General features: G+C 64.0%; 17 protein-coding genes and 3 tRNA genes. 5 read left to right on the top strand and 15 right to left on the bottom strand.

Going from position 1 to position 19683, the window contains the following annotated elements:
* Positions 1–54 precede the first annotated feature (54 nt).
* Positions 55–1641, top strand: coding sequence for a cryptochrome/photolyase family protein (locus ACGTN6_RS05100; RefSeq protein WP_394590195.1), 1587 nt, complete (start codon positions 55–57; stop codon positions 1639–1641).
* 122 nt (positions 1642–1763) lie between these two features.
* On the opposite strand, the gene ACGTN6_RS05095 is transcribed toward ACGTN6_RS05100, so the two are convergent.
* The 9 genes from ACGTN6_RS05095 to rnr form a co-directional block, all read right to left on the bottom strand.
* Positions 1764–2066, bottom strand: a complete 303-nt coding sequence (locus ACGTN6_RS05095) for a DUF6482 family protein (RefSeq protein ID WP_394590194.1) — start codon at positions 2064–2066, stop codon at positions 1764–1766.
* Between the two features lie 128 nt (positions 2067–2194).
* Positions 2195–2488 (bottom strand): hypothetical protein, encoded by a 294-nt coding sequence (locus tag ACGTN6_RS05090; RefSeq protein WP_394590193.1) that lies wholly within the window; start codon positions 2486–2488, stop codon positions 2195–2197.
* 66 nt (positions 2489–2554) lie between these two features.
* On the bottom strand, positions 2555–3943 hold the full coding sequence (dnaB, locus tag ACGTN6_RS05085) for a replicative DNA helicase (RefSeq protein WP_394590191.1): 1389 nt from the start codon (positions 3941–3943) through the stop codon (positions 2555–2557).
* Positions 3944–4248: 305 nt separating this feature from the next.
* Complete coding sequence (rplI, locus tag ACGTN6_RS05080) at positions 4249–4695, bottom strand: 50S ribosomal protein L9 (RefSeq protein ID WP_394590190.1); 447 nt, start codon at positions 4693–4695, stop codon at positions 4249–4251.
* 15 nt (positions 4696–4710) lie between these two features.
* Positions 4711–5562 carry a hypothetical protein gene (locus ACGTN6_RS05075; RefSeq protein WP_394590369.1) on the bottom strand — a complete coding sequence of 284 codons (852 nt, stop codon included), beginning with the start codon at positions 5560–5562 and terminating at the stop codon, positions 4711–4713.
* Positions 5563–5574: 12 nt separating this feature from the next.
* A complete protein-coding gene (gene rpsR, locus ACGTN6_RS05070; protein ID WP_394590189.1) occupies positions 5575–5802 on the bottom strand; it encodes a 30S ribosomal protein S18 in 228 nt (75 codons plus the stop codon).
* A gap of 32 nt (positions 5803–5834) precedes the next feature.
* The gene (rpsF, locus tag ACGTN6_RS05065; protein WP_183389350.1) at positions 5835–6209 is read right to left on the bottom strand and encodes a 30S ribosomal protein S6; all 375 of its coding nucleotides are present in this window, start codon (positions 6207–6209) and stop codon (positions 5835–5837) included.
* 258 nt (positions 6210–6467) lie between these two features.
* The gene (gene rlmB, locus ACGTN6_RS05060) at positions 6468–7265 is read right to left on the bottom strand and encodes a 23S rRNA (guanosine(2251)-2'-O)-methyltransferase RlmB (RefSeq protein ID WP_394590368.1); all 798 of its coding nucleotides are present in this window, start codon (positions 7263–7265) and stop codon (positions 6468–6470) included.
* Positions 7266–7287: 22 nt separating this feature from the next.
* On the bottom strand, positions 7288–9666 hold the full coding sequence (rnr, locus tag ACGTN6_RS05055; protein ID WP_394590188.1) for a ribonuclease R: 2379 nt from the start codon (positions 9664–9666) through the stop codon (positions 7288–7290).
* A 233-nt stretch (positions 9667–9899) separates the two neighbouring features.
* On the opposite strand from rnr, the gene ACGTN6_RS05050 reads away from it, so the two are divergent.
* From ACGTN6_RS05050 to ACGTN6_RS05040, 3 genes are all read left to right on the top strand, one after another.
* Positions 9900–9986 (top strand) — tRNA-Leu (locus ACGTN6_RS05050).
* Between the two features lie 66 nt (positions 9987–10052).
* Positions 10053–10139, top strand: a tRNA-Leu gene (locus tag ACGTN6_RS05045).
* 46 nt (positions 10140–10185) lie between these two features.
* Positions 10186–10272: transfer RNA gene (locus ACGTN6_RS05040), tRNA-Leu, on the top strand.
* Between the two features lie 178 nt (positions 10273–10450).
* On the opposite strand, the gene ACGTN6_RS05035 is transcribed toward ACGTN6_RS05040, so the two are convergent.
* A complete protein-coding gene (locus ACGTN6_RS05035; RefSeq protein WP_394590187.1) occupies positions 10451–11317 on the bottom strand; it encodes a DNA/RNA non-specific endonuclease in 867 nt (288 codons plus the stop codon).
* A 26-nt stretch (positions 11318–11343) separates the two neighbouring features.
* Positions 11344–11619 (bottom strand): Lrp/AsnC family transcriptional regulator, encoded by a 276-nt coding sequence (locus tag ACGTN6_RS05030; RefSeq protein ID WP_394590186.1) that lies wholly within the window; start codon positions 11617–11619, stop codon positions 11344–11346.
* 386 nt (positions 11620–12005) lie between these two features.
* Between ACGTN6_RS05030 and ACGTN6_RS05025 the strand changes: the two genes are divergently transcribed.
* Entirely contained in the window at positions 12006–12320 is a 315-nt protein-coding gene (locus ACGTN6_RS05025; protein WP_394590185.1) for a high-potential iron-sulfur protein, read from the top strand.
* 66 nt (positions 12321–12386) lie between these two features.
* Here the strand turns inward: ACGTN6_RS05025 and ACGTN6_RS05020 are convergent, their stop codons facing one another.
* From ACGTN6_RS05020 to ACGTN6_RS05005, 4 genes are all read right to left on the bottom strand, one after another.
* Positions 12387–13940 (bottom strand): SpoVR family protein, encoded by a 1554-nt coding sequence (locus ACGTN6_RS05020; RefSeq protein WP_394590183.1) that lies wholly within the window; start codon positions 13938–13940, stop codon positions 12387–12389.
* 23 nt (positions 13941–13963) lie between these two features.
* A complete protein-coding gene (locus tag ACGTN6_RS05015; RefSeq protein ID WP_394590182.1) occupies positions 13964–15244 on the bottom strand; it encodes a YeaH/YhbH family protein in 1281 nt (426 codons plus the stop codon).
* A gap of 70 nt (positions 15245–15314) precedes the next feature.
* Positions 15315–17237: a PrkA family serine protein kinase gene (locus tag ACGTN6_RS05010; RefSeq protein ID WP_394590181.1), complete on the bottom strand. Its 1923-nt coding sequence runs from the start codon at positions 17235–17237 to the stop codon at positions 15315–15317.
* Positions 17238–17449: 212 nt separating this feature from the next.
* Entirely contained in the window at positions 17450–19462 is a 2013-nt protein-coding gene (locus ACGTN6_RS05005; RefSeq protein WP_444875039.1) for an oxidoreductase, read from the bottom strand.
* Positions 19463–19683: the final 221 nt, after the last annotated feature.

The following is a 19683-nucleotide window of genomic DNA, read 5'->3' as shown; positions in this document are numbered from 1 at the left end:
GCACGCGGAATATAGTTATACTATCAACAATATTTGTATAGCTTTTGGTGAAACATGTCGCGTCCCCTGATCCTGGTGCTCGGCGACCAGCTCAGCCACAGTCTGTCGAGCCTGCGCGATGCCCCTCATGGGGCCGTCGTCGCCCTGTGCGAGGTGGCCGAAGAAGGCCGCTACGTACCCCATCACCCGCAGAAGATCGCGCTGATCCTCGCCGCCATGCGCCATTTCGCCGGGGAGCTCCGAGCCAAGGGCTGGCGGGTCCATTACAGTGCCCTGGATGCGCCCGACAATGTCCAGACGCTGATCGGTGAGACCGAACGCCTCGCCGCACTCTACGGCTGCGATGAGATTCGTGTCACACGTCCCGGAGAGTGGCGGCTGTGGCAGGCGATGCAAGAGCGTCGTGACGCCGCGCGGCCCTGGCGCCTCGTGGAGGACGATCGCTTCTACGTCACGCCGGACGCGTTCGCCGACTGGGCCAGGGGGCGCAGCACGCTGCGCTTGGAGGGCTTCTACCGCGAGATGCGCCGCCGCACCGGCCTGCTGATGGAGGGGAACGCACCTCTTGGAGGCCGCTGGAACTTCGACCACGACAACCGCGAGCCGCTGCCCGAGCATCTCGAGGTGCCGGAGCCACCACGTCACCGGCGGGATGCCATCACCCGTGAAGTGCTAGCCCTGGTCGCCGAGCATTTCGGCGACCATTTCGGCGCTCTCGAGGGGTTCCATTGGCCGGTGACACGCCGTCAGTCGCTGGTCGACCTGCGCCACTTCATCGCCAACCTGCTGCCCCACTTCGGCCGCTATCAGGACGCCATCAGCGACGGCCAGCCCTTCCTGTTCCACTCGCGCCTTTCTGCCGCCCTGAATCTGGGGCTCCTCACCCCCCAAGAGGTATGCGCCGCCGTGGAAGCGGCTTATCAGGACGGCAAGTCACCGCTGAACGCGGCGGAGGGGTTCATTCGCCAGATCCTCGGCTGGAGAGAGTATGTACGCGGCCTCTACTGGACGCGCATGCCAGCCTACAAGCGCGCCAATTACCTCGGTGGGTACCGCGACCTGCCCGATTTCTACTGGACCGGTGACACGGATCTGCGCTGCTTGAAACGGGCCATCGAGATGACCCGCGACAACGCCTACGCCCATCACATCCAACGGCTGATGGTGACCGGTAATTTTGCGCTGCTGTGCGACGTGGCCCCCGCGGCGCTGTGCGACTGGTACCTGGCGGTCTATGCCGACGCCTGCGAATGGGTGGAACTGCCCAATACTCTGGGCATGGTACTGCACGGCGATGGGGGCTTGATGGGCTCCAAGCCCTACTGTGCCTCAGGCAAGTACCTCAACCGCATGTCGGATCACTGTCATCACTGCCGCTATGACCCCAAGCAATCCACCGGCGATAAAGCCTGCCCGCTCAACAGCCTTTATTGGCGCTTCATCGAGCGCCACACAGGCCACCTGGCCGATAATCCGCGCATGAAACCTATCCTTGGCAACCTGGCTCGCATGTCCGACGCCCGGCGAACGGCGCTACGTGAACAAGCCGAGGCCTTCCTCGACACACTCGACACCGAACCGGCCTACGGCCGGGGCGCGCACAGCGCAGGCTACGGCTCAGGGGCCGCAGAGAGCCATTGATGCAGGCGGCGGAGTCACGGTCCGCCGATAGAGAGGAAAACAGGGGAGAAATGGTCGCCGATGCGACCGGGAAGGCGGACACGGCCGCCGTGGGGATGTAGACGAAGTGGCTCGGGCGATACCTAGAAGACCAGCGGCATACGCGAGGCCAGAGGGTCACGATAGTGGGTGTCGCGGCCGATCACCTCATCATGCGGCACCTGCTGGACCAGATAGGCGCGATGAATGCCGGCCCGCTTGAGTTCCATGTAGACGTCGTCGAGAGCGCGGAACAGCATCGGCTTGCCGCTGCGAGTCAGCATGTGGCGGCGCCCTTCCACGTCCTCGAGTTCGACCTGGTAGCAATGGCTGCCGGCATGGCCGATCACGCGGATCTCGAAGTTGTCGTGCTGGGCCACGAAGGCCTTGAGGTCATTGAAGTCCATGGGTCCCTCCATCTGGGATCACTGGGTGGATCGGGCACAGCCTGACGCCGCCCGATGACACTCGGATGACCGATCCGTGTCGACCCTATGACCGATGAAGGGGCCCGAGGGTTCCTTGCGTTCGAGACCTACTGGTAATCGGAGGGATCGATCGCCTTGCCCAAGGAGTTTCGATCGACCCATTTTCCGGCCTTGGTTTCCTTGTAGCGGAACACCACGCGATCACCGATCGCCACCGGCAACTCGGCGTCCTCGGTCTGATAGCTGTAGCTCTCGCCATCTACCACCAGTTGGTAGCGATAGAGGTCCGGCATGCCCAGCCACTCCTTGAACGGACCTTCCCGCTCTGCGGACTGCAACTCGCCGCGCGCCTCGAGTTTCGGGGTGCGCCGCCGATTACCGCGCCGAAATCCGCCTGCCATGGTGCTCCTCCAGTGTGCTGTTCAGGGGGGTGGGATTATACGGTGCCGACCGCCTCGCTCAAGGGGTCACTCGCCGAAGGCCTCGCCGTAGCTGTCCGGAGCCAGATCTTCGAAGCGGGTGTACTTGCCGATGAAGGCCATGTGCACCGTGCCGATAGGGCCGTTACGCTGCTTGCCGATGATGAATTCGGCCAGCCCCTGATTATCGGGGTTATCCGGATTGTAGACCTCGTCACGATAGACGAATCCGATCAGGTCGGCGTCCTGCTCGATGGCCCCGGATTCCCGCAGGTCCGACATCACTGGGCGCTTGTTGGGCCGCTGCTCGAGGGAGCGGTTGAGCTGCGACAGCGCCACCACCGGACAGCCGAACTCCTTGGCCAGGCCCTTCAGGGAGCGCGAGATCTCCGAGATCTCACCGGTGCGGTTCTCGGAGAAACCGGGGATCTGCATCAGCTGCAGGTAGTCGATCATGATCAGCGCCAGGTTGCCGTGCTCGCGCACGACCCGGCGGATACGCGAGCGCATCTCGTTGGGCGACAGCGCCGCGGTGTCGTCGATGAACAGCTGCTTGTCCTTGAGCAGGTTGACCGCCGAGGTCAGTCGCGGCCAGTCCTCGTCCTCGAGCTGGCCGGTCCGCACCCGGGTCTGGTCGATGCGCCCCAGCGACGAGAGCATGCGCAGCATGATCGACTCGCCGGGCATCTCCATGGAGAACACCATCACCGGCTTGTCGCTCGAGATCACTGCATGCTCCACCAGGTTCATGGCGAACGTCGTCTTGCCCATGGAGGGACGCCCGGCGACGATCACCAGATCGGAGGGCTGAAGGCCAGAGGTCATGTCATCCAGATCGCGGAAGCCGGTCGATAGCCCGGTCATCTCACCCTGCATGTTGAACATCTCGTCGATGCGATCCACCGCCTTGGCCAGCAGGTCGCTCATGCCGACGGGCCCGCCCTCCTTGGGGCGCTCCTCGCTGATCTGGAACACCAGTCGCTCGGCCTCGTTGACCAGCTCGTCGGCGGGCCGCCCCTGGGGTGCGAAGGCGCTCTCGGCGACCTGGTTGGCGGCATGGATCAGCTTGCGCAGCGTGGCCCGCTCGCGAACGATGTCGGCGTAGGCGCGAATGTTGCTCGCCGACGGCGTGTTGCGGGCCAGCTCGGCCAGAGTCGCCAGGCCGCCGACGGTTTCCAGCTGATCGCGGCCCTCGAGCGCCTCGGAGAGGGTCACCACATCCAACGGCTGGGCCTGTTCGGCCAGCGCGGTCATGACGTTGAAGATCAGCCGGTGTTCGTAGCGATAGAAGTCGCCCGCCACCAGGCGGTCGGCCACGCTGTCCCAAGCCTGGTTGTCGAGCATCAGCCCACCGAGCACCGATTGCTCGGCCTCCAGCGAATGCGGCGGCACCTTCAGCGCCGCGGTCTCCTGGTCGAGCTCGAGGGGTTCGTTCATGGTGACAGGCACCTCCGCTATTAACCTGGCCATCAAAGACGATCGTCCTGATCTCTTCGATCATTACCCACGCCACGCCGGCAAGAAGGTGTGAATCTGCTGGCATGGCACGGGCTCGCGACGGCCGGATGGCCGTCGGCGACACGTCCCTGTACCGCCATCAACGGGCACCCATGCTGGCAGGGGCAAGGATGGACCGGCACATTCTACCCGAAGGTAGCGCCAGGCCTAAGCCCGGAAGACAGGGCAGCAAAAAGGGGCGCGAGGATTTCTCCTCGCGCCCCTGACAGCTGATGGGCTCGGGCTTATTCGGCCACGACCACCACACGTACGGTCGCGTCGACTTCGGCGTGCAGATGCAGCGCGATGTCGTACTCGCCGGTCTGGCGAATCGGACCTTCCGGCATGCGGACTTCGCTCTTGGCCACTTCGATACCGGCAGAGGAAATCGCGTCGGCCAGGTCACGCGGACCAATGGAACCGAACAGCTTGCCCTCGTCACCGGCCTTGGCGACCAGCGACAGCTCGATGTCGTTGAGCTGTTCGGCGCGAGCCTCGGCCTCGGCCTTGCGCTCGGCGGCCTCGGCCTCGAGCTCGGAGCGCTGGGCCTCGAAGGCCTCGATGTTGTCCTTGGTGGCCGGCACGGCGAGACCGTAGGGCACCAGGTAGTTGCGGCCATAACCGGGCTTGACGGTGACCTGGTCACCCAGACCGCCCAGCTTGCCAATCTTGTCGAGCAGAATGACTTCCATCTCGTAAACCTCTTGTCAGTCGCTGCGGCCGAGCCGTGCGCGAAAATCCGCGAACGAGTCGATCAGGGCCGCAAACAGCACGATGAGAATCATGGGCCAGGTGGTGATCAGCAACACATAGAAGGCGATCAGCCACAGCCCGTTCATTCCCTTCAATCCGATGACACCATGTACCAGCGCGATGCCAGCCACCAGCAGCGGCACCCAGAGCATCAGGCCCAGGCCGGGCAACACCAGCACCGCCCCGATGGCGAGAATCGCCATCAGCACCAGCAACTCGCGCGGCGCCAGGCGCAGGGCGTGGAATTCCTCGCGGAAGCCGCCCGGGTTATATAGCCCCGCCTGCCAGCTTCTGGCCAAGGCCAGGCAGGCCACTGCCGCCAGCAGCACCACCAGTCCGGTGACGCCGCCGATCAGCAGTTCGGCGAGCCGTTCGGTCGCGAGCCCCTGTCGCGAGAACTCGTCGAGCATCGAGGCGATCTCGGGCGAGCTCTGGCGGAGCTGTTCCAGCAGCGGGCCGGCCCCGCCCGGGGGCAGAAAGATCCCCAACTGGATCATCGCCGCCCCGGCAAGAGCGCCGACGATCAACGTCTCGCTCCAGCGCAGCCGGGCGCGCAGCACCACCGCCATCAGCGTGACCAGCAGGATGCAGGCCAAGGGGATGACGTCGCCTCGAGTCCACCACCATCCCGCCGGCACGGCGGCGGCGACGATCACCGGCAGCGCCGGCGACAGGCCGCGACGCAGGGCGACCAGGCCGGCGATGGCGGCCCCCAGCCAGAACAGCCAGGGCACCAGGGTGGCGGCGGCCGCCCCGATGACCGACTGGGGCGTGCCGCGCATCATCCAGCGGGCAACGGGCAGCATCACGCCAGCGTCTTACTGGTGGCTATCGGTGTAGGGCAGCAGTGCCAGATAGCGTGACCGCTTGATGGCGGTGGACAGCTGGCGCTGGTAACGGGCCTTGGTCCCGGTGATGCGGCTGGGAACGATCTTGCCGGTCTCGGTGATGTAGGCCTTGAGGGTGTCCAGATCCTTGTAATCGATCTGCTTCACGCCCTCGGCGGTGAAACGGCAGAACTTACGGCGACGGAAAAAACGTGCCATGGGGAAGACTCCTTAGACGTGCGATGTGTGGCTTAGGCGGACTGGGCGGGACGTGACGGCTTTTCGTCACGACGGGCGCGCTTGTCTTCCGCCGGCTTCATCATCGGCGAAGCCTCGGTGATGGCTTCCTTGCAGCGCACAACCAGGCTGCGGATGATGGCGTCGTTGAAGCGGAAGATGTTCTCGATTTCCTCGAGGGTCTCGCCGCGGCACTCAACGTTCATCAGCACGTAGTGAGCCTTGTGGATCTTGTTGATCGGGTAAGCCAGGTGACGGCGACCCCAATCCTCGAGACGATGCACGGTACCGCCGTTCTCGGTGACGACGCTGGTGTAGCGCTCGACCATCGCCGGGACCTGCTCGCTCTGGTCCGGGTGGACCATGAAGACGATTTCGTAGTGACGCATGGATTCTCCTTGCGGTTTGACAGCTTCCAGTGGAGACAACGTACCGCGCCCCAGGGGAAGCAAGGAGGTGATTATCGAAATACACGGCGCCCGTTCGTCAGACAAACGGGCGCCAGTATTCTAAAGAGTGAACGCCAGGTGCGCAAGCTGGAAGACAGCATGAACCCCGCCATCATGGGGTCAAGGATTGTCTTCAAGCTTCCGGCTCAAGCCCGCGAAGCGGGCGTTCTTCCAGGTGCGAAGCACCGCTCTTTAAGCTTATGGCTTCAAGCTTCGTTGCCGGACCACCTCGAACAGGCCGATGCCGGTGGCCACCGAGACGTTGAGGCTAGAAACGCTACCGGCCATGGGCAGCTTCACCAGCTGGTCGCAGGCCTCGCGAGTCAGCCGCCGCATGCCCTTGCCTTCGGCCCCCATCACCAGGGCGGTGGCGGCGGCAAAGTCCGCATCATACAGGCACGTCTCGGCCTCGCCGGCGGTGCCGGTGACCCACACGCCGAGCTCCTTGAGCTTGCCGAGGGCGCGTGCCAGGTTGGTCACCTGATAGACCGGCACGCTCTCGGCGGCGCCGCAGGCCACCTTACGCACAGTGGCGTTAAGCGGCGCCGACCTGTCCTTGGGCACTAGCACGCCATGGGCTCCGGCGGCATCGGCGCTACGCAGGCAGGCGCCGAAATTGTGGACGTCGGTGATACCATCCAGCACCAGCAGCAGCGGCGCTTCGGCGTTCGACCAGCCCTGCAGCCGATGCCACAGGGAGGCTTCGGCCTCGAAGGCCAGCGGAGGGCAGAAGGCAACGACCCCTTGGTGGGCGGCGCCTTGGGCGAGCCGGTCCAGGTCGTCGCGGGGGTGCGATATCACCCGGGCGCCCCGCGCCTGCGCCCGCTCCACCAGCTCGGAAAGGCGACCAGCGGCCTCCCCCTCCTGCAGCCAGAGCTCGCGGGGCGTCTCGCCCCGCGCGAGCAGCGCCTGTACGGCGTGCACCCCGTAGACCGCCTCGAGCCCGCCCGGCACCTTGGGCCCTCGGCGCGGCGCCGACCTCGGCTTCTTCTTCATCGACATGGCGTCTCTCCGAGCATCAACGACGACGCGGACCGCGGCGGCGACGCTTGCGCCCGGACTTGTCACCCTCACCGGCCTGGTCGCCGGCGCCGCCCTTGGGCGCCCCCTGGCCACCACCACCGCGCGACTTGCGCGGCTTGCGCTGCGGCCGGGGCTTGTCGTCGGCCAGCTCGAAGTCGATCTTGCGATCGTCCAGATCGACGCGAGCCACCTGCACCGAGACGCCGTCGCCGAGCCGATAGCTCATGCCGCTGCGCTCGCCCTTGAGGCGGTGCTTCTCCGGCTCATAGTGGTAGTAGTCCGAAGGCAGCGAGGTAACGTGCACCAGGCCTTCCACGTAGAAGGTATCGAGCCTGACGAAGATACCGAACTGGGTCACCGAGGCAATGGTACCGTCATAGGTCTCGCCGAGCTTGTCGGACATGAACTCGCATTTCAGCCAGCTTTCCACGTCACGGGTCGCATCGTCGGCGCGGCGCTCGGTCATCGAGCAGTGCTCGCCCAGCTCGAGCATCTGCTCGAAGGTGTAGGGGCACCACTTGCTCGGCGGCTCCACCGGCGCCCCGTCGGCGCGCAGCACGGTATTGGTCTGGCGCGGCCCGCGGATCACCGAACGAATGGCCCGGTGCACGATCAGGTCGGGATAGCGGCGAATCGGCGAGGTGAAGTGCGCATAGGCCGGATAGGCCAGGCCGAAGTGCCCCTCGTTCTGGGGCGAATAAACCGCTTGGCTCATGGAGCGCAGCATCACCGTCTGGATGATGTCGGCGTCGTCGCGGTCGCGGATGGTCTCGGCCAGCGTCTGGTAGTCCTGGGGCGTCGGTTCGTCGCCGCCGGGCAGCGACAGCCCCAGCTCGTTGAGAAACAGGCGCAGCTTGTCGAGGCGCTCCGGCGAGGGGCGCTCGTGGATGCGATACAGCGCCGGCAGGTCGTGCTTGTCGAGGAAACGAGCAGTGGCCACGTTGGCCGCCAGCATGCACTCCTCGATGATCTTGTGGGCATCGTTGCGCGAGCGCGGCACGATCTTCTCGATCTTGCGCTCGTCGTTGAAGACGATCGCCGTCTCGGTGGTCTCGAAGTCGATCGCACCGCGCTCGTCACGAGCCCCGCGCAGCACCTTGTAAAGGGAGTGGAGGTTCTTCAGCGAGGGGACCAGTTCGCTATACTCTTCGCGCAGCGTGTCTCCCTGTTCGTCCTCGTCGTCGAGAATCGAAGCGACCTTGTTGTAGGTCAGCCGCGCATGGGAGCGGAACACTGCCTCGTAGAAGCGATAGCGGCTGATCACGCCCTTCTGAGAGATATTCATCTCGCAGACCATGGCCAGGCGGTCGACATCGGGATTGAGCGAGCAAAGGCCATTGGACAGCAGCTCCGGCAGCATGGGCACCACTTGCCCCGGGAAGTAGACCGAGTTGCCGCGAGTGATCGCTTCCTGATCCAGGGGGCTGCCGGAACGCACGTAGTGGGAAACATCGGCGATCGCCACCAGCAGTTTCCAGCTTCCGGACTTGGTCTTCCAGGCACAGACGGCATCGTCGAAATCCTTGGCGGACTCGTCGTCGATCGTCACCAGCGGCACGTCCCGCAGGTCGACGCGATGAGCCTTGTCGTCCTCGGCCACCTCGGCGGACATGCCGGCGATCTGATCCTGCACCTCAGGCGGGAACTCGGACGGGATCTCGTAGCTGCGGATGGCGATGTCGATCTCCATGCCGGGATCCATTCGCTCCCCCATCACCTCGACGACCTCGCCCACCGGCTGCACTCGGGTCGCCGGCTGCTGGACGATCTTGGCCGAGATCACCTGGCCGTCCTTGGCCCCGCCACTGGCATGGTGGGGAATGATGATCTCCTGGGCGATGCGCGGATTCTCGGGAATCAGCACGCCGAACTCGGGGGTGTTCTCGCGGTAAACGCCGACGATGGTCTGGGTATTGCGGGCCAGCACCTCGACGATAGTGGCCTCGTCGCGACCACGGCGATCGCGACCGCTGACCCGCACCAGCACGTGGTCGTTGTGAAAGACGCGGCGCATCTGTCGTGGCGGCAGCACCAGGTCGGGCTTCTTGCCGTCGTCACGCAGCAGGAAGCCGATGCCATCGCGGTGGCCCAGCACCCGCCCCTTGATCAGGTCCAGCTTGTCGATCAGCGCATAGGCACCACGGCGGTTACGCAACACCTGGCCATCGCGCTCCATGGCCGACAGCCTGCGGCGCACGGCCTCCTGCAGGTCCTCGTCGTCGAGCCCCAGCATCTGGCTCATGGCCTCGTGGGTGACGGGCTTGCCGTGCTCCTCCAGTTGGGCCAGCAGGTATTCGCGGCTGGGCGCGGGCTTGTCGTACTTGTGGGCCTCGCGGCTGGCGTGCGTATCGCCTTCGAGCGTCCAGTGATTCATGCGGAGTGCATCCTTGGCAGGGTCGGGGACGGCATAGGGGAGATGGCGCTCTGGCGCCGCGGGCATGCGGTGATGCGATAGGGATATATTGTCATGGCGGCAGTATAGCGTCGTGGCGAGACTCACCCAACCATGATCGGGCGCGCCGAGGGACAATCGCCGCGAAGATTCGCGCCTGGCAGGGTCGCTAGGGGTTGCATTTGCGAAGAGATACGGTAATATACGCGCCACTTGCCCAGATGGCGGAATTGGTAGACGCGCTAGCTTCAGGTGCTAGTGTCCTTACGGACGTGGAGGTTCAAGTCCTCTTCTGGGCACCATTTGATACACTGACAGTCAGATCGCCAGGTATCACGCTCTTTAAAAGCTCGAATCGCTCGTGTTTCGCCCAGGTGGCGGAATTGGTAGACGCGCTAGCTTCAGGTGCTAGTGTCCTTACGGACGTGGAGGTTCAAGTCCTCTCCTGGGCACCATACATCGCTTACGCGATGGTCCGGAACACGACGATATGCATGACGCGCCCAGGTGGCGGAATTGGTAGACGCGCTAGCTTCAGGTGCTAGTGTCCTTACGGACGTGGAGGTTCAAGTCCTCTCCTGGGCACCATTTCGCGTTATGCAAACAGAGCAGAGCATCGAGGACTCCCTCCTCTCCCCACATCGCTATATCGTTTTATATCCCCGGCCGCAAACATTGCGGTTTTTTGCGTTTCCGGCTTACAGAACCCGGCGCCCTGCTCATCGCCTTTCTGAGCCACCGATCACTGGATCACTGCCCACCTCGTTCAGTCGAAGCGACCCGGCAGATTCGCCACCGCCTCGAGCCCCCAACCCGCAGCATTCACCCGCCCTTCCAGGACACGCTCGGTGGTATCCGGGAGATTTGGAAAGAAGTCCAGCCCGGTCAGCGCCTCGATGCGATCAATGCTGACCACGAAGCGGTCGAGCGGCTCGTCACCGCGCACCTCCTGGGGCATCACGAAGGCCAGCGCCCGAGGGCGCTCGCCCGGCACCACCAGGATCTTGTAGAAGGCCTCCGGCACCTCCACCAGACCGACCCGGCGCAACATGCCTCGGGTGACGTCCGCATCGAAGACCGGCCCATCGATGACTTGCAGGGTGCCGTGACGCGGCACGAAGCGATCGATCACCACCTCCTCCAGGCGCTGCCAGAGGCGACGGTTCAGGTCAGGCCGCTGCGGGACCATGTTGCTCATCAGGAAGGTGTCATACTGGGCGGAGGGACCATGCACTAGGGCGATGGCATAGTTGGGCGCCAGGTGACCACGGTCGTAGCCGCTACGCAGGTAGCCGTCCGGAGTGACCGGCCACAGCGTGCGCCAGTCGCGACGGAACCCGGGACGTTCGCCAACATCGACCGCGCTATCGGCGCGCAGCACGTAGCTGGCCCACAGCGCACTGACCCGCACGTCCGACCAACCCACCAGGAAGCCGTCATTGCGAAGCACCCGGTGCAGACTCAGCGGCGTCAGTCGCTCCCAGGTCGGCACGCCCATCCAACTGAGTCGCTCGCGCACCTCGCGCTCTTCCATATACCACAGGCCACTGCCCACCGCAGCGAAGAGCACGGCGATACCCAGGCGACGCAACGAGCGGCGCCACAGCGATGGCAGGGGACGACGGCGCGACATTTCAGGAGACGGTGGCAGCGCGAGGCTTACCAACCCAACGAGAACATGGTCTCGAGATCGTGACGGGAATGGACCTGCATGGCATTGAGGGTTTCGGTCTCGCGAATACCCTCGACGTCGTTGAGCCGACCAGTGACCAGTTCCGCCAGGCCCTCGAAATCTCGAGTCCGGGCAATGGCTACGAGATCGTAGCGCCCACAGGTGGAAAACACCTCGCTGATGCCTTCGACCTCGGCCAGCCGCTGGGCCACGGAGTTGACCTGCCCCTTCTCGGTGTTGATCAGGATCACGGCATTCTGCATGGGGCTCTCTCCCTCTGGCATCGGCACTCGGCGGGACTCCGCCATCAATGCCGCGAGTATAACAGTGTCCTCGCCGAGGCAGCACCATCGGCGAACGAGGCGGCGACCTACCACAGCGCCTCGTCCCGCCCCAGACGCTTGGCTATCATGAATGTGCACCCCCGACGGAGAAACGCCTGCTGGACACGACAAGAGCCGGACCACCGGCCATGACCGCCGCCCACCAAGGTGTATACACTTTACCCTAGATAAATGTATACACTATGGCTAGGCTAATAAGAGGAGGACACACCTCACCTCCCGGATAACGACAATATCGGCACTGTCTACCTGCTCGAAACAGTGCACACCGTGACAAGAACCAAGCAGATCAATGAGGAGCCAACATGGCCAACCACAGCCGCCGCGACTTCATACGCCATAGCCTGCTGGGCCTCGCCGCCCTGCCACTCGGCGCCGGAATCCTGTCCCGTACCGCCTTCGCCCAGGAACTACCGCTGCTGGATCCCCAGAGCGACCAGGCCAAGGCCTTGAACTACGTTGAGGTTGCCAGCGACGCCAGCGACAATCCGGCCTACGCCGAAGGCGAGACCTGCGCCAACTGCATGTTCTACCAAGCCGATACCAAGGGCTGCCAGCTGTTCCCGCAGAACAGCGTCAAGCCCGAGGGGTGGTGCCAATCCTGGACCGCCAAGGCCTGATAACGCCCCGCCCCACGCAAGAGGCCCGCGCCTTCCGGCGCGGGCCTCTTCATATCGAGCTCCGACCTACTCCTCCTTCTGCTCATCCTCCGGCAGCGGCCAGTGGTAGCGTCGCACGACCTCGTCGCCCTCCAGGGAATCGAGCTTGACCGGGAACCCCCACAGTTGGTGGAGATGGCGCATCACCGGATAGACGCTGCGCGCCAGAGGACGACGGCTATCCTGAACGTGGCGTAGGGTCAGCGAGCGGTCGCCGCGGATATCCGCTGACCAGATTTGGATGTTGGGCTCGCGGACCGAGAGCGCATACTGAATGGCCAGCCCGTCACGGATCCGCTGGTAGCCGCGCTCATCATGGATGGCGGATACCTCGAGCATCTCGTCCTGATCGTCATCGAGCACCATGAACAGCTTGAGATCCCGGATAACCTTGGGCGACAGGTACTGCTGGATGAAAGACTCGTCCTTGAAGTTGCGCATGGCAAAGTGCAGGGTCTCGAGCCAGTCGCTGCCGGCGGTATCGGGAAACCAGCGGCGATCCTCTTCGGTAGGATGCTCGCAGATCCGCCGCAGGTCGGTGAACATGGCGAAGCCTAGGGCGTAGGGGTTGATGCCGCCGAAGTGAGGACTATCAAAGGGCGGCTGCTGGACCACCGAGGTGTGGGACTGCAGAAACTCCAGGATCAACCCCTCATCCACCAGTCCGTCATCATACAGGCGATTCATCAAGGTATAGTGCCAGAAGGTCGCCCAGCCTTCGTTCATCACCTGGGTCTGGCGCTGGGGATAGAAATACTGGGCGAGCTTGCGCACAATGCGCACCACCTCGCGCTGCCAGGGTGCCAGCAGCGGGGCATTCTTCTCGATGAAATAGAGCAGGTTTTCCTGAGGCTCGGGAGGATAGCGCCCCCCTGCGTGCAGGCCCAACGGGTCCTCCTCGTCCGGAAAGTTCTCGCTACCGTCTTCCCGGGGCCGCCCGGGGATGGTCCGCCACAGGGTGTTGACCTGGGCCTGAAGATAGGCCTCACGCTCCTTCTGCCGACGGGATTCTTCCTCGGCGGACACCGGCGAGGGGCGCTTGTAGCGATCAACGCCATAGTTCTGCAGGGCGTGACAGGCGTCGAGCAACTGCTCGACGGCGGTGACGCCGTGACGCTCCTCGCATTCGGCGATGTAACGCCGGGCGAACAGCAGATAGTCAACGATGGAGCTGGCATCGGTCCAGGTACGGAACAGGTAATTGCCCTTGAAGAAGGAGTTGTGACCATAGCAGGCATGGGCCATGACCAGCACCTGCATCATCAGGGTGTTCTCCTCCATCAGGTAGGCAATACACGGATCGGAGTTGATGACCAGTTCGTAAGCGAGCCCCATCTGACCGCGCCGGTAGGCCTGCTCCACGGCCAGGAACTGCTTGCCGAAGGACCAGTGATGATAGCCCACCGGCATACCCACGCTGGCGTAGGCATCCATCATCTGCTCGGTAGTGATGATCTCGATCTGGTTGGGATAGGTATCCAGCCGATACTCGTCGGCCAGACGCGCTATCTCGGTCTCGAACTCTTCGAGGATCTCGAAGTTCCAGTCGGAGCCGCTGGCAATGGGCTTGCGGTCGGTCATGCTACCTCCTTGGCCTCGCCTCATCACTGGACGGTACGGCGGCGGAACAGTTCGCGGAACACCGGATAGATGTCGCCAGCCTCGACGATCTGACGCATGGCGAAGCGCTCCGGATACTCGGCCTCCACTCGCTCGTACTCTTCCCACAAGGCCTGATGGGCATGAGGCGTAATCTCCACATAGGTGAAGTACTGCAGCCGTGGCATCAGCGTATTGGCCAGCAGATCGCGGCAGGTAAGGGAGTCGTCGTCCCAGTTGTCGCCATCGGAGGCCTGGGCCAGGTAGAGGTTCCACTGGTTCGGTGGGTAGCGATCGCGGATGATCTCGTCGACCAGCGTCAGGGCGCTGGAGACGATGGTGCCGCCGGTCTCGCGGGAATAGAAGAACTCCTCCTCATCGACCTCCTTGGCGGCGGTATGGTGGCGCACGAAGACCAGCTCGACCTTCTCGTAGTTGCGCTCGAGGAACAGGTATAGCAGCAGGAAGAAGCGCTTGGCGATGTCCTTGTGGGCCTGGGTCATGGAGCCCGAGACGTCCATCACGCAGAACATCACCGCCTTGCTCGACGGCTGGGGCTGGTTGATCAGGTTGTTGTAGCGCAAGTCATAGGTATCGATGAATGGCACCGCCTCGAGGCGTTTCTCGAGCCGCTCGATCTCGGCCTTGAGTTCGCTGATCCGCGCAGGATTGCGCAGCACGGGATCCTTGCGCTCTTCGGCCTCCAGCGCTTCCTGAGCCTCGCGCAGCGCACGCCGGATGGGGCCACGCATGGCAATGCGTCGCGCCTGGGCCTCGCGCATCGATCTCACGATGTTGATCCGCGCCGGCACCCCGTCTCGGGTGAAGCCGGCCCGCACCGGGCGCACCTCGTCGAGGTCCACCAGGTTCTTGCGCTCCAGATGCGGCAGCTCCAGGCCGTCGAACACGAAGTCCAGAAACTCCTCACGGGACAGAGTAAAGGCGAACTCGTCCATGCCCTCGCCCTGATTGGAGGCGCTGCCCTCGCCGCCCCCCCCGCCGCCGCCTCCACCGGGGCGGCGCAGACGATCGCCCTCGACGAACTCCTTGTTGCCGGGAGCGATGATGGTCCTCTTGCCACCAGGACCGTGCTGAAAAACGGGCTCAGAGATGTCTCGCGCGGGAATCGAAACCTTTTCGCCGCGCTCCATATCGGTGATGGAGCGACGATTGACCGCCTCCTCGACGGAACGCTTGATATGGGTGCGATAGCGATCGAGGAAGCGCTGGCGATTGACCGCGCTCTTGTGCTTGGCATTGGCACGGCGGTCGATGAAGTAGGTCATGTGGACCTCCTTGGCTGCCACTCGCTTGCGCAGGGCGCCGCCTCGCGGCGCCCTGCTCGGCCCTCGGACGCTACTGCGACTTGCGCACCCTCAGGTACCACTCGGACAGCAGTCGCACCTGCTTCTCGGTATAGCCGCGGTCGACCATCCGAGCCACGAAATCTTCGTGCTTCTTCTGGTCCGCGGTCGAGGCCTTGGCGTTGAACGAGATCACCGGCAGCAGTTCCTCGGTGTTGGCGAACATCTTGTGCTCGATGACCCCGCGCAGCTTCTCGTAGGACTGCCAGCTCGGGTTCATGCCATTGTTCTGGGCACGGGCCCGCAGCACGAAGTTGACCACTTCGTGACGGAAGTCCTTGGGATTGGAGATGCCGGCCGGCTTCTCGATCTTCTCCAGCTCCTCGTTGAGCGACTGACGGTCGAACAGCTCGCCGGTCTCCGGATCCCGATATTCCTGGTCCTGGATCCAGAAGTCGGCATAGGTGACGTAGCGGTCGAAGATGTTCTGGCCGTACTCGGAGTAGGACTCGAGATACGCGGTCTGGATCTCCTTGCCGATGAAGTCCACGTAGCGCGGTGCCAGGAACTCCTTGATGAAGCGCAGGTAGCGCTCGAAGGTTTCCTTGGGCAACTGCTCCTGCTCGAGGCGCTGCTCGAGCACATAGAGCAGGTGTACCGGGTTGGCCGCCACTTCGTGATTGTCGAAGTTGAACACCTTGGCCAGGATCTTGAAGGCGAAGCGGGTGGAGAGCCCGTCCATGCCCTCGTCGACACCGGCGGCATCGCGATACTCCTGGATCGACTTGGCCTTGGGATCGGTGTCCTTGAGGTTCTCGCCGTCATAGACCCGCATCTTGGAATAGACGCTGGAGTTCTCCGGCTCCTTGAGCCTCGAGAGCACCGAGAACTGCGCCAGCATGCGCAGCGTGTCCGGCGCGCAGGGCGCCTCGGCCAGCGTGGAGTGCTCGAGCAGTTTCTTGTAGATATTGATCTCTTCGGTTACCCGCAGGCAGTAGGGCACCTTGACGATATACACCCGGTCGAGGAAGGCCTCGTTGTTGCGGTTGTTGCGGAAGGCCTGCCATTCACTCTCGTTGGAGTGCGCCAGCACGATGCCGTCGAAGGGAATCGCCCCCATGCCTTCGGTGGGATTGTAGTTACCCTCCTGGGTGGCGGTCAGCAGCGGGTGCAGCACCTTGATCGGCGCCTTGAACATCTCGACGAACTCCATCAACCCCTGGTTGGCACGGCACAGGCCACCAGAGAAGCTGTAGGCGTCCGGATCATCCTGGGAGTAGAGCTCGAGCTGGCGGATATCCACCTTGCCGACCAGCGAGGAAATGTCCTGATTGTTCTCGTCGCCGGGCTCGGTCTTGGAGATCGCGATCTGGTTGAGGCGTGACGGATACAGGCGCACCACCTTGAACTGGGTGATATCGCCACCGTACTCCTTGAGGCGCTTGGCCGCCCAGGGGGACATCACGCTCTTCAAGCAACGAGGCGGAATGCCGTACTCCTTCTCGAGCAGCTCGCCGTCATGTTCCGGCGAAAACAGGCTCAGCGGGGACTCCTGAACCGGAGAACCCTTGATGGCATAGAAAGGTACGTGCTCCATCAGCAGCTTGAGCCGCTCGGCGAGCGACGACTTGCCGCCCCCCACCGGGCCAAGCAGATAGAGGATCTGCTTCTTCTCCTCGAGCCCCTGGGCGGCATGGCGGAAATAGGCGACGATCTGCTCGATGGCCTCCTCCATGCCGTAGAACTCGAAGAACGCCGGATAGCGGCGAATCACCTTGTTGGAGAAGATCCGCGACAGGCGGGGATCCTTGGCCGTATCGATCACCTCGGGCTCGCCGATGGCTTCCAGCATGCGCTCGGCCGCACTGGCATAGACCGAGGGGTCCTCACGGCAGAGTTCCAGATACTCCTGCAGGCTCAACTCCTCCTGCTGGATACGTTCGAAGCGGTTCTGCACATGATCGAAGATGCTCATCGATGCCTCCTTAAAGCCCGGGGCTCCGGCCTGGCAATCCTGGCTCAGTGGCCGGGTTCGGTAGCTTCAGCGTAGTCAGCTCGACCGGACGATGGCGCCCGGAATCTTCAACGCAGGCTACTACTTCCTATGAGCCCTCGAACCCGCGGCGGTTCATCTCCTGAGCAGCAGATTTTCAACGCAAGAGCCGCGAACACCTTCTACGCGCTCCATCACAGCCTGGCGGCCAACCGCACGCCCTGATCGATGGCACGCTTGGCATCGAGTTCGGCTGGCTCCAGGGCGCCACCGATGACGTGCACCGAGACGCCCGCCTCGCGCAGCGGCTCGAGCCAGTCGCAGACCGCCTCCTGACCGGCGCAGATCACTATCGAATCGACCTCAAGCAGCCGAGGCTCGCCGTCGAGTCGAATGTGCAGGCCGGCATCGTCGATACCCACGTACTCACATCCGGGCAGCATCTCGACGCCGCGATGGCGCAGCGAAGCCCGGTGCACCCAGCCGGTGGTGGTCCCGAGCCCGCGCCCCGGCTTGCCGTCCTTACGCTGCAGGAGGGTGACCTTGCGCGGCACCGCCGGCGGTGCGGGCTCACACAGCCCGCCCGGCGCCGTGACCGAAAGATCCACGCCCCACTCGTCGCACCAGGCCACGGCGTCCGGCGCAGCGGCACCGGAATGGGTCAGCAGTTCGGCCACGTCGAAGCCGATGCCGCCGGCGCCGATGATCGCCACCCGCGGCCCGACACGCTCCGGATGCTGGATGGCCAGCGGATACGAGATCACCTTGGGGTGGTCGATACCGGGCAGCTCGATGCGACGCGGACGCACCCCGGTGGCCAGCACCACCTCATCGAAACCGTGCAGCGCGTGCAGCTCGGGTTCGGCCCCCAAGCGCACGGTCACACCATGCTTGTCGAGCATCACCCGGTAGTAGCGCAGGGTCTCATCGAACTCCTCCTTGCCGGGAATCCGGCGGGCATGGTTGAACTGGCCGCCGAGCGTCGACTGGCGCTCGAAAAGCGTCACCGCATGGCCTCGCCCGGCGGCGGTCACTGCGGCGGCCAGCCCCGCCGGCCCGCCGCCCACCACGGCGATGGTGCGAGGCTCGGCGGCCGGCTCGACGACCAGCTCGGTCTCATGGCAGGCCCGCGGATTGACCAGGCAGGAGGTCAGCTTGCCCTGGAAGGTGTGATCCAGGCAGGCCTGGTTGCAGGCGATACAGGTATTGATTTCCTCGGCCCGGCCATCGCGCGCCTTGGCCAACCAGGCCGGATCGGCCAGGAAGGGACGCGCCATCGACACCATGTCCGCATAGCCCTCGGCGAGCAGCCTCTCGGCAACTTCGGGCATGTTAATGCGATTGGTGGTAATCAACGGCACCGCGATCTCGGAGCGAATCCGCCGGGTGACCTCGGCAAACGCCGCACGCGGCACGCTGGTCACGATCGTCGGCACCCGTGCCTCGTGCCAGCCGATGCCGGTATTGAGCACATCGGCACCGGCACCCACCACCGCCCGCCCCAGGGCCACCACCTCGTCATGGGTACTGCCCTCGTCCACCAGGTCGATCATCGACAGCCGGAAGATGATCAGGAAATCCGGCCCCAGCGCCTCACGTATGCGCCGTACCGCCTCCACCGGGAAGCGGATACGATTGTCGAAGCTCCCGCCCCAGGAGTCCTCGCGTCGATTGGTCCGCCGACACACGAACTGATTGATCAGATATCCCTCGGAGCCCATCACTTCCACGCCGTCGTAACCGGCCTCCCGCGCCAGGCTCGCGCAGCGCACGTAGTCCTCGAGCGTCCGCTCGATCTCTTCCTCGCTCAAGGCACGCGGCGCACGGGGATTGATCGGCGCCTGAATCGCCGACGGCGCGACCGGTGCCTCGGTATAGGCGTAGCGCCCGGCGTGCAGGATCTGCAGGCAGATGTGGCCGCCCTCGGCCTGCACCGCCGCGGTCACCCGCCGGTGATCGGCCACCTGCTCGGGGCGCTCCAGCGTTGCGGCGCCGGCGAAGACTGCGCCCTCGGCGTTGGGAGCGATGCCACCACCGACAATCAGCGATACACCCGCGCGAGCGCGCTCGGCGTAGAAGGCGGCCAGCCGAGTAAAGCCGTCGGGCGCTTCCTCCAGGTTGGTGTGCATCGAGCCCATCAACACCCGGTTGGGCAGGCTCAGCGGCCCCAGCTCGAGGGATCGGAACAGGTTCGGAAAGGCGATCACGGTTGCGGCTCCTCATATCGAGCGACAGAAATTAAAACAACTGTATGATAGCCTCGCGCGAACCGCAAAGTCCCGGGAAGAAGTCCCGGGAAGACAGCATCCCGTTCCGAGTCATTACCAGAAAGGTCTCAAGCCACCCTCGCAGCATGATGCGGATACGTAAGGGGCAACGGGGCGCTAGAAAGATAGACACGAAAAAGCCCCGCGGCGAGAGCCGCGAG

Origin of the sequence: Halomonas sp. B23F22_20, assembly GCF_043496985.1 — a bacterium.
Lineage (GTDB): Bacteria > Pseudomonadota > Gammaproteobacteria > Pseudomonadales > Halomonadaceae > Halomonas.
The sequence above is the reverse complement of the archived record's forward strand: the minus strand, read 5'-3'. Positions and strand labels throughout refer to the sequence as shown.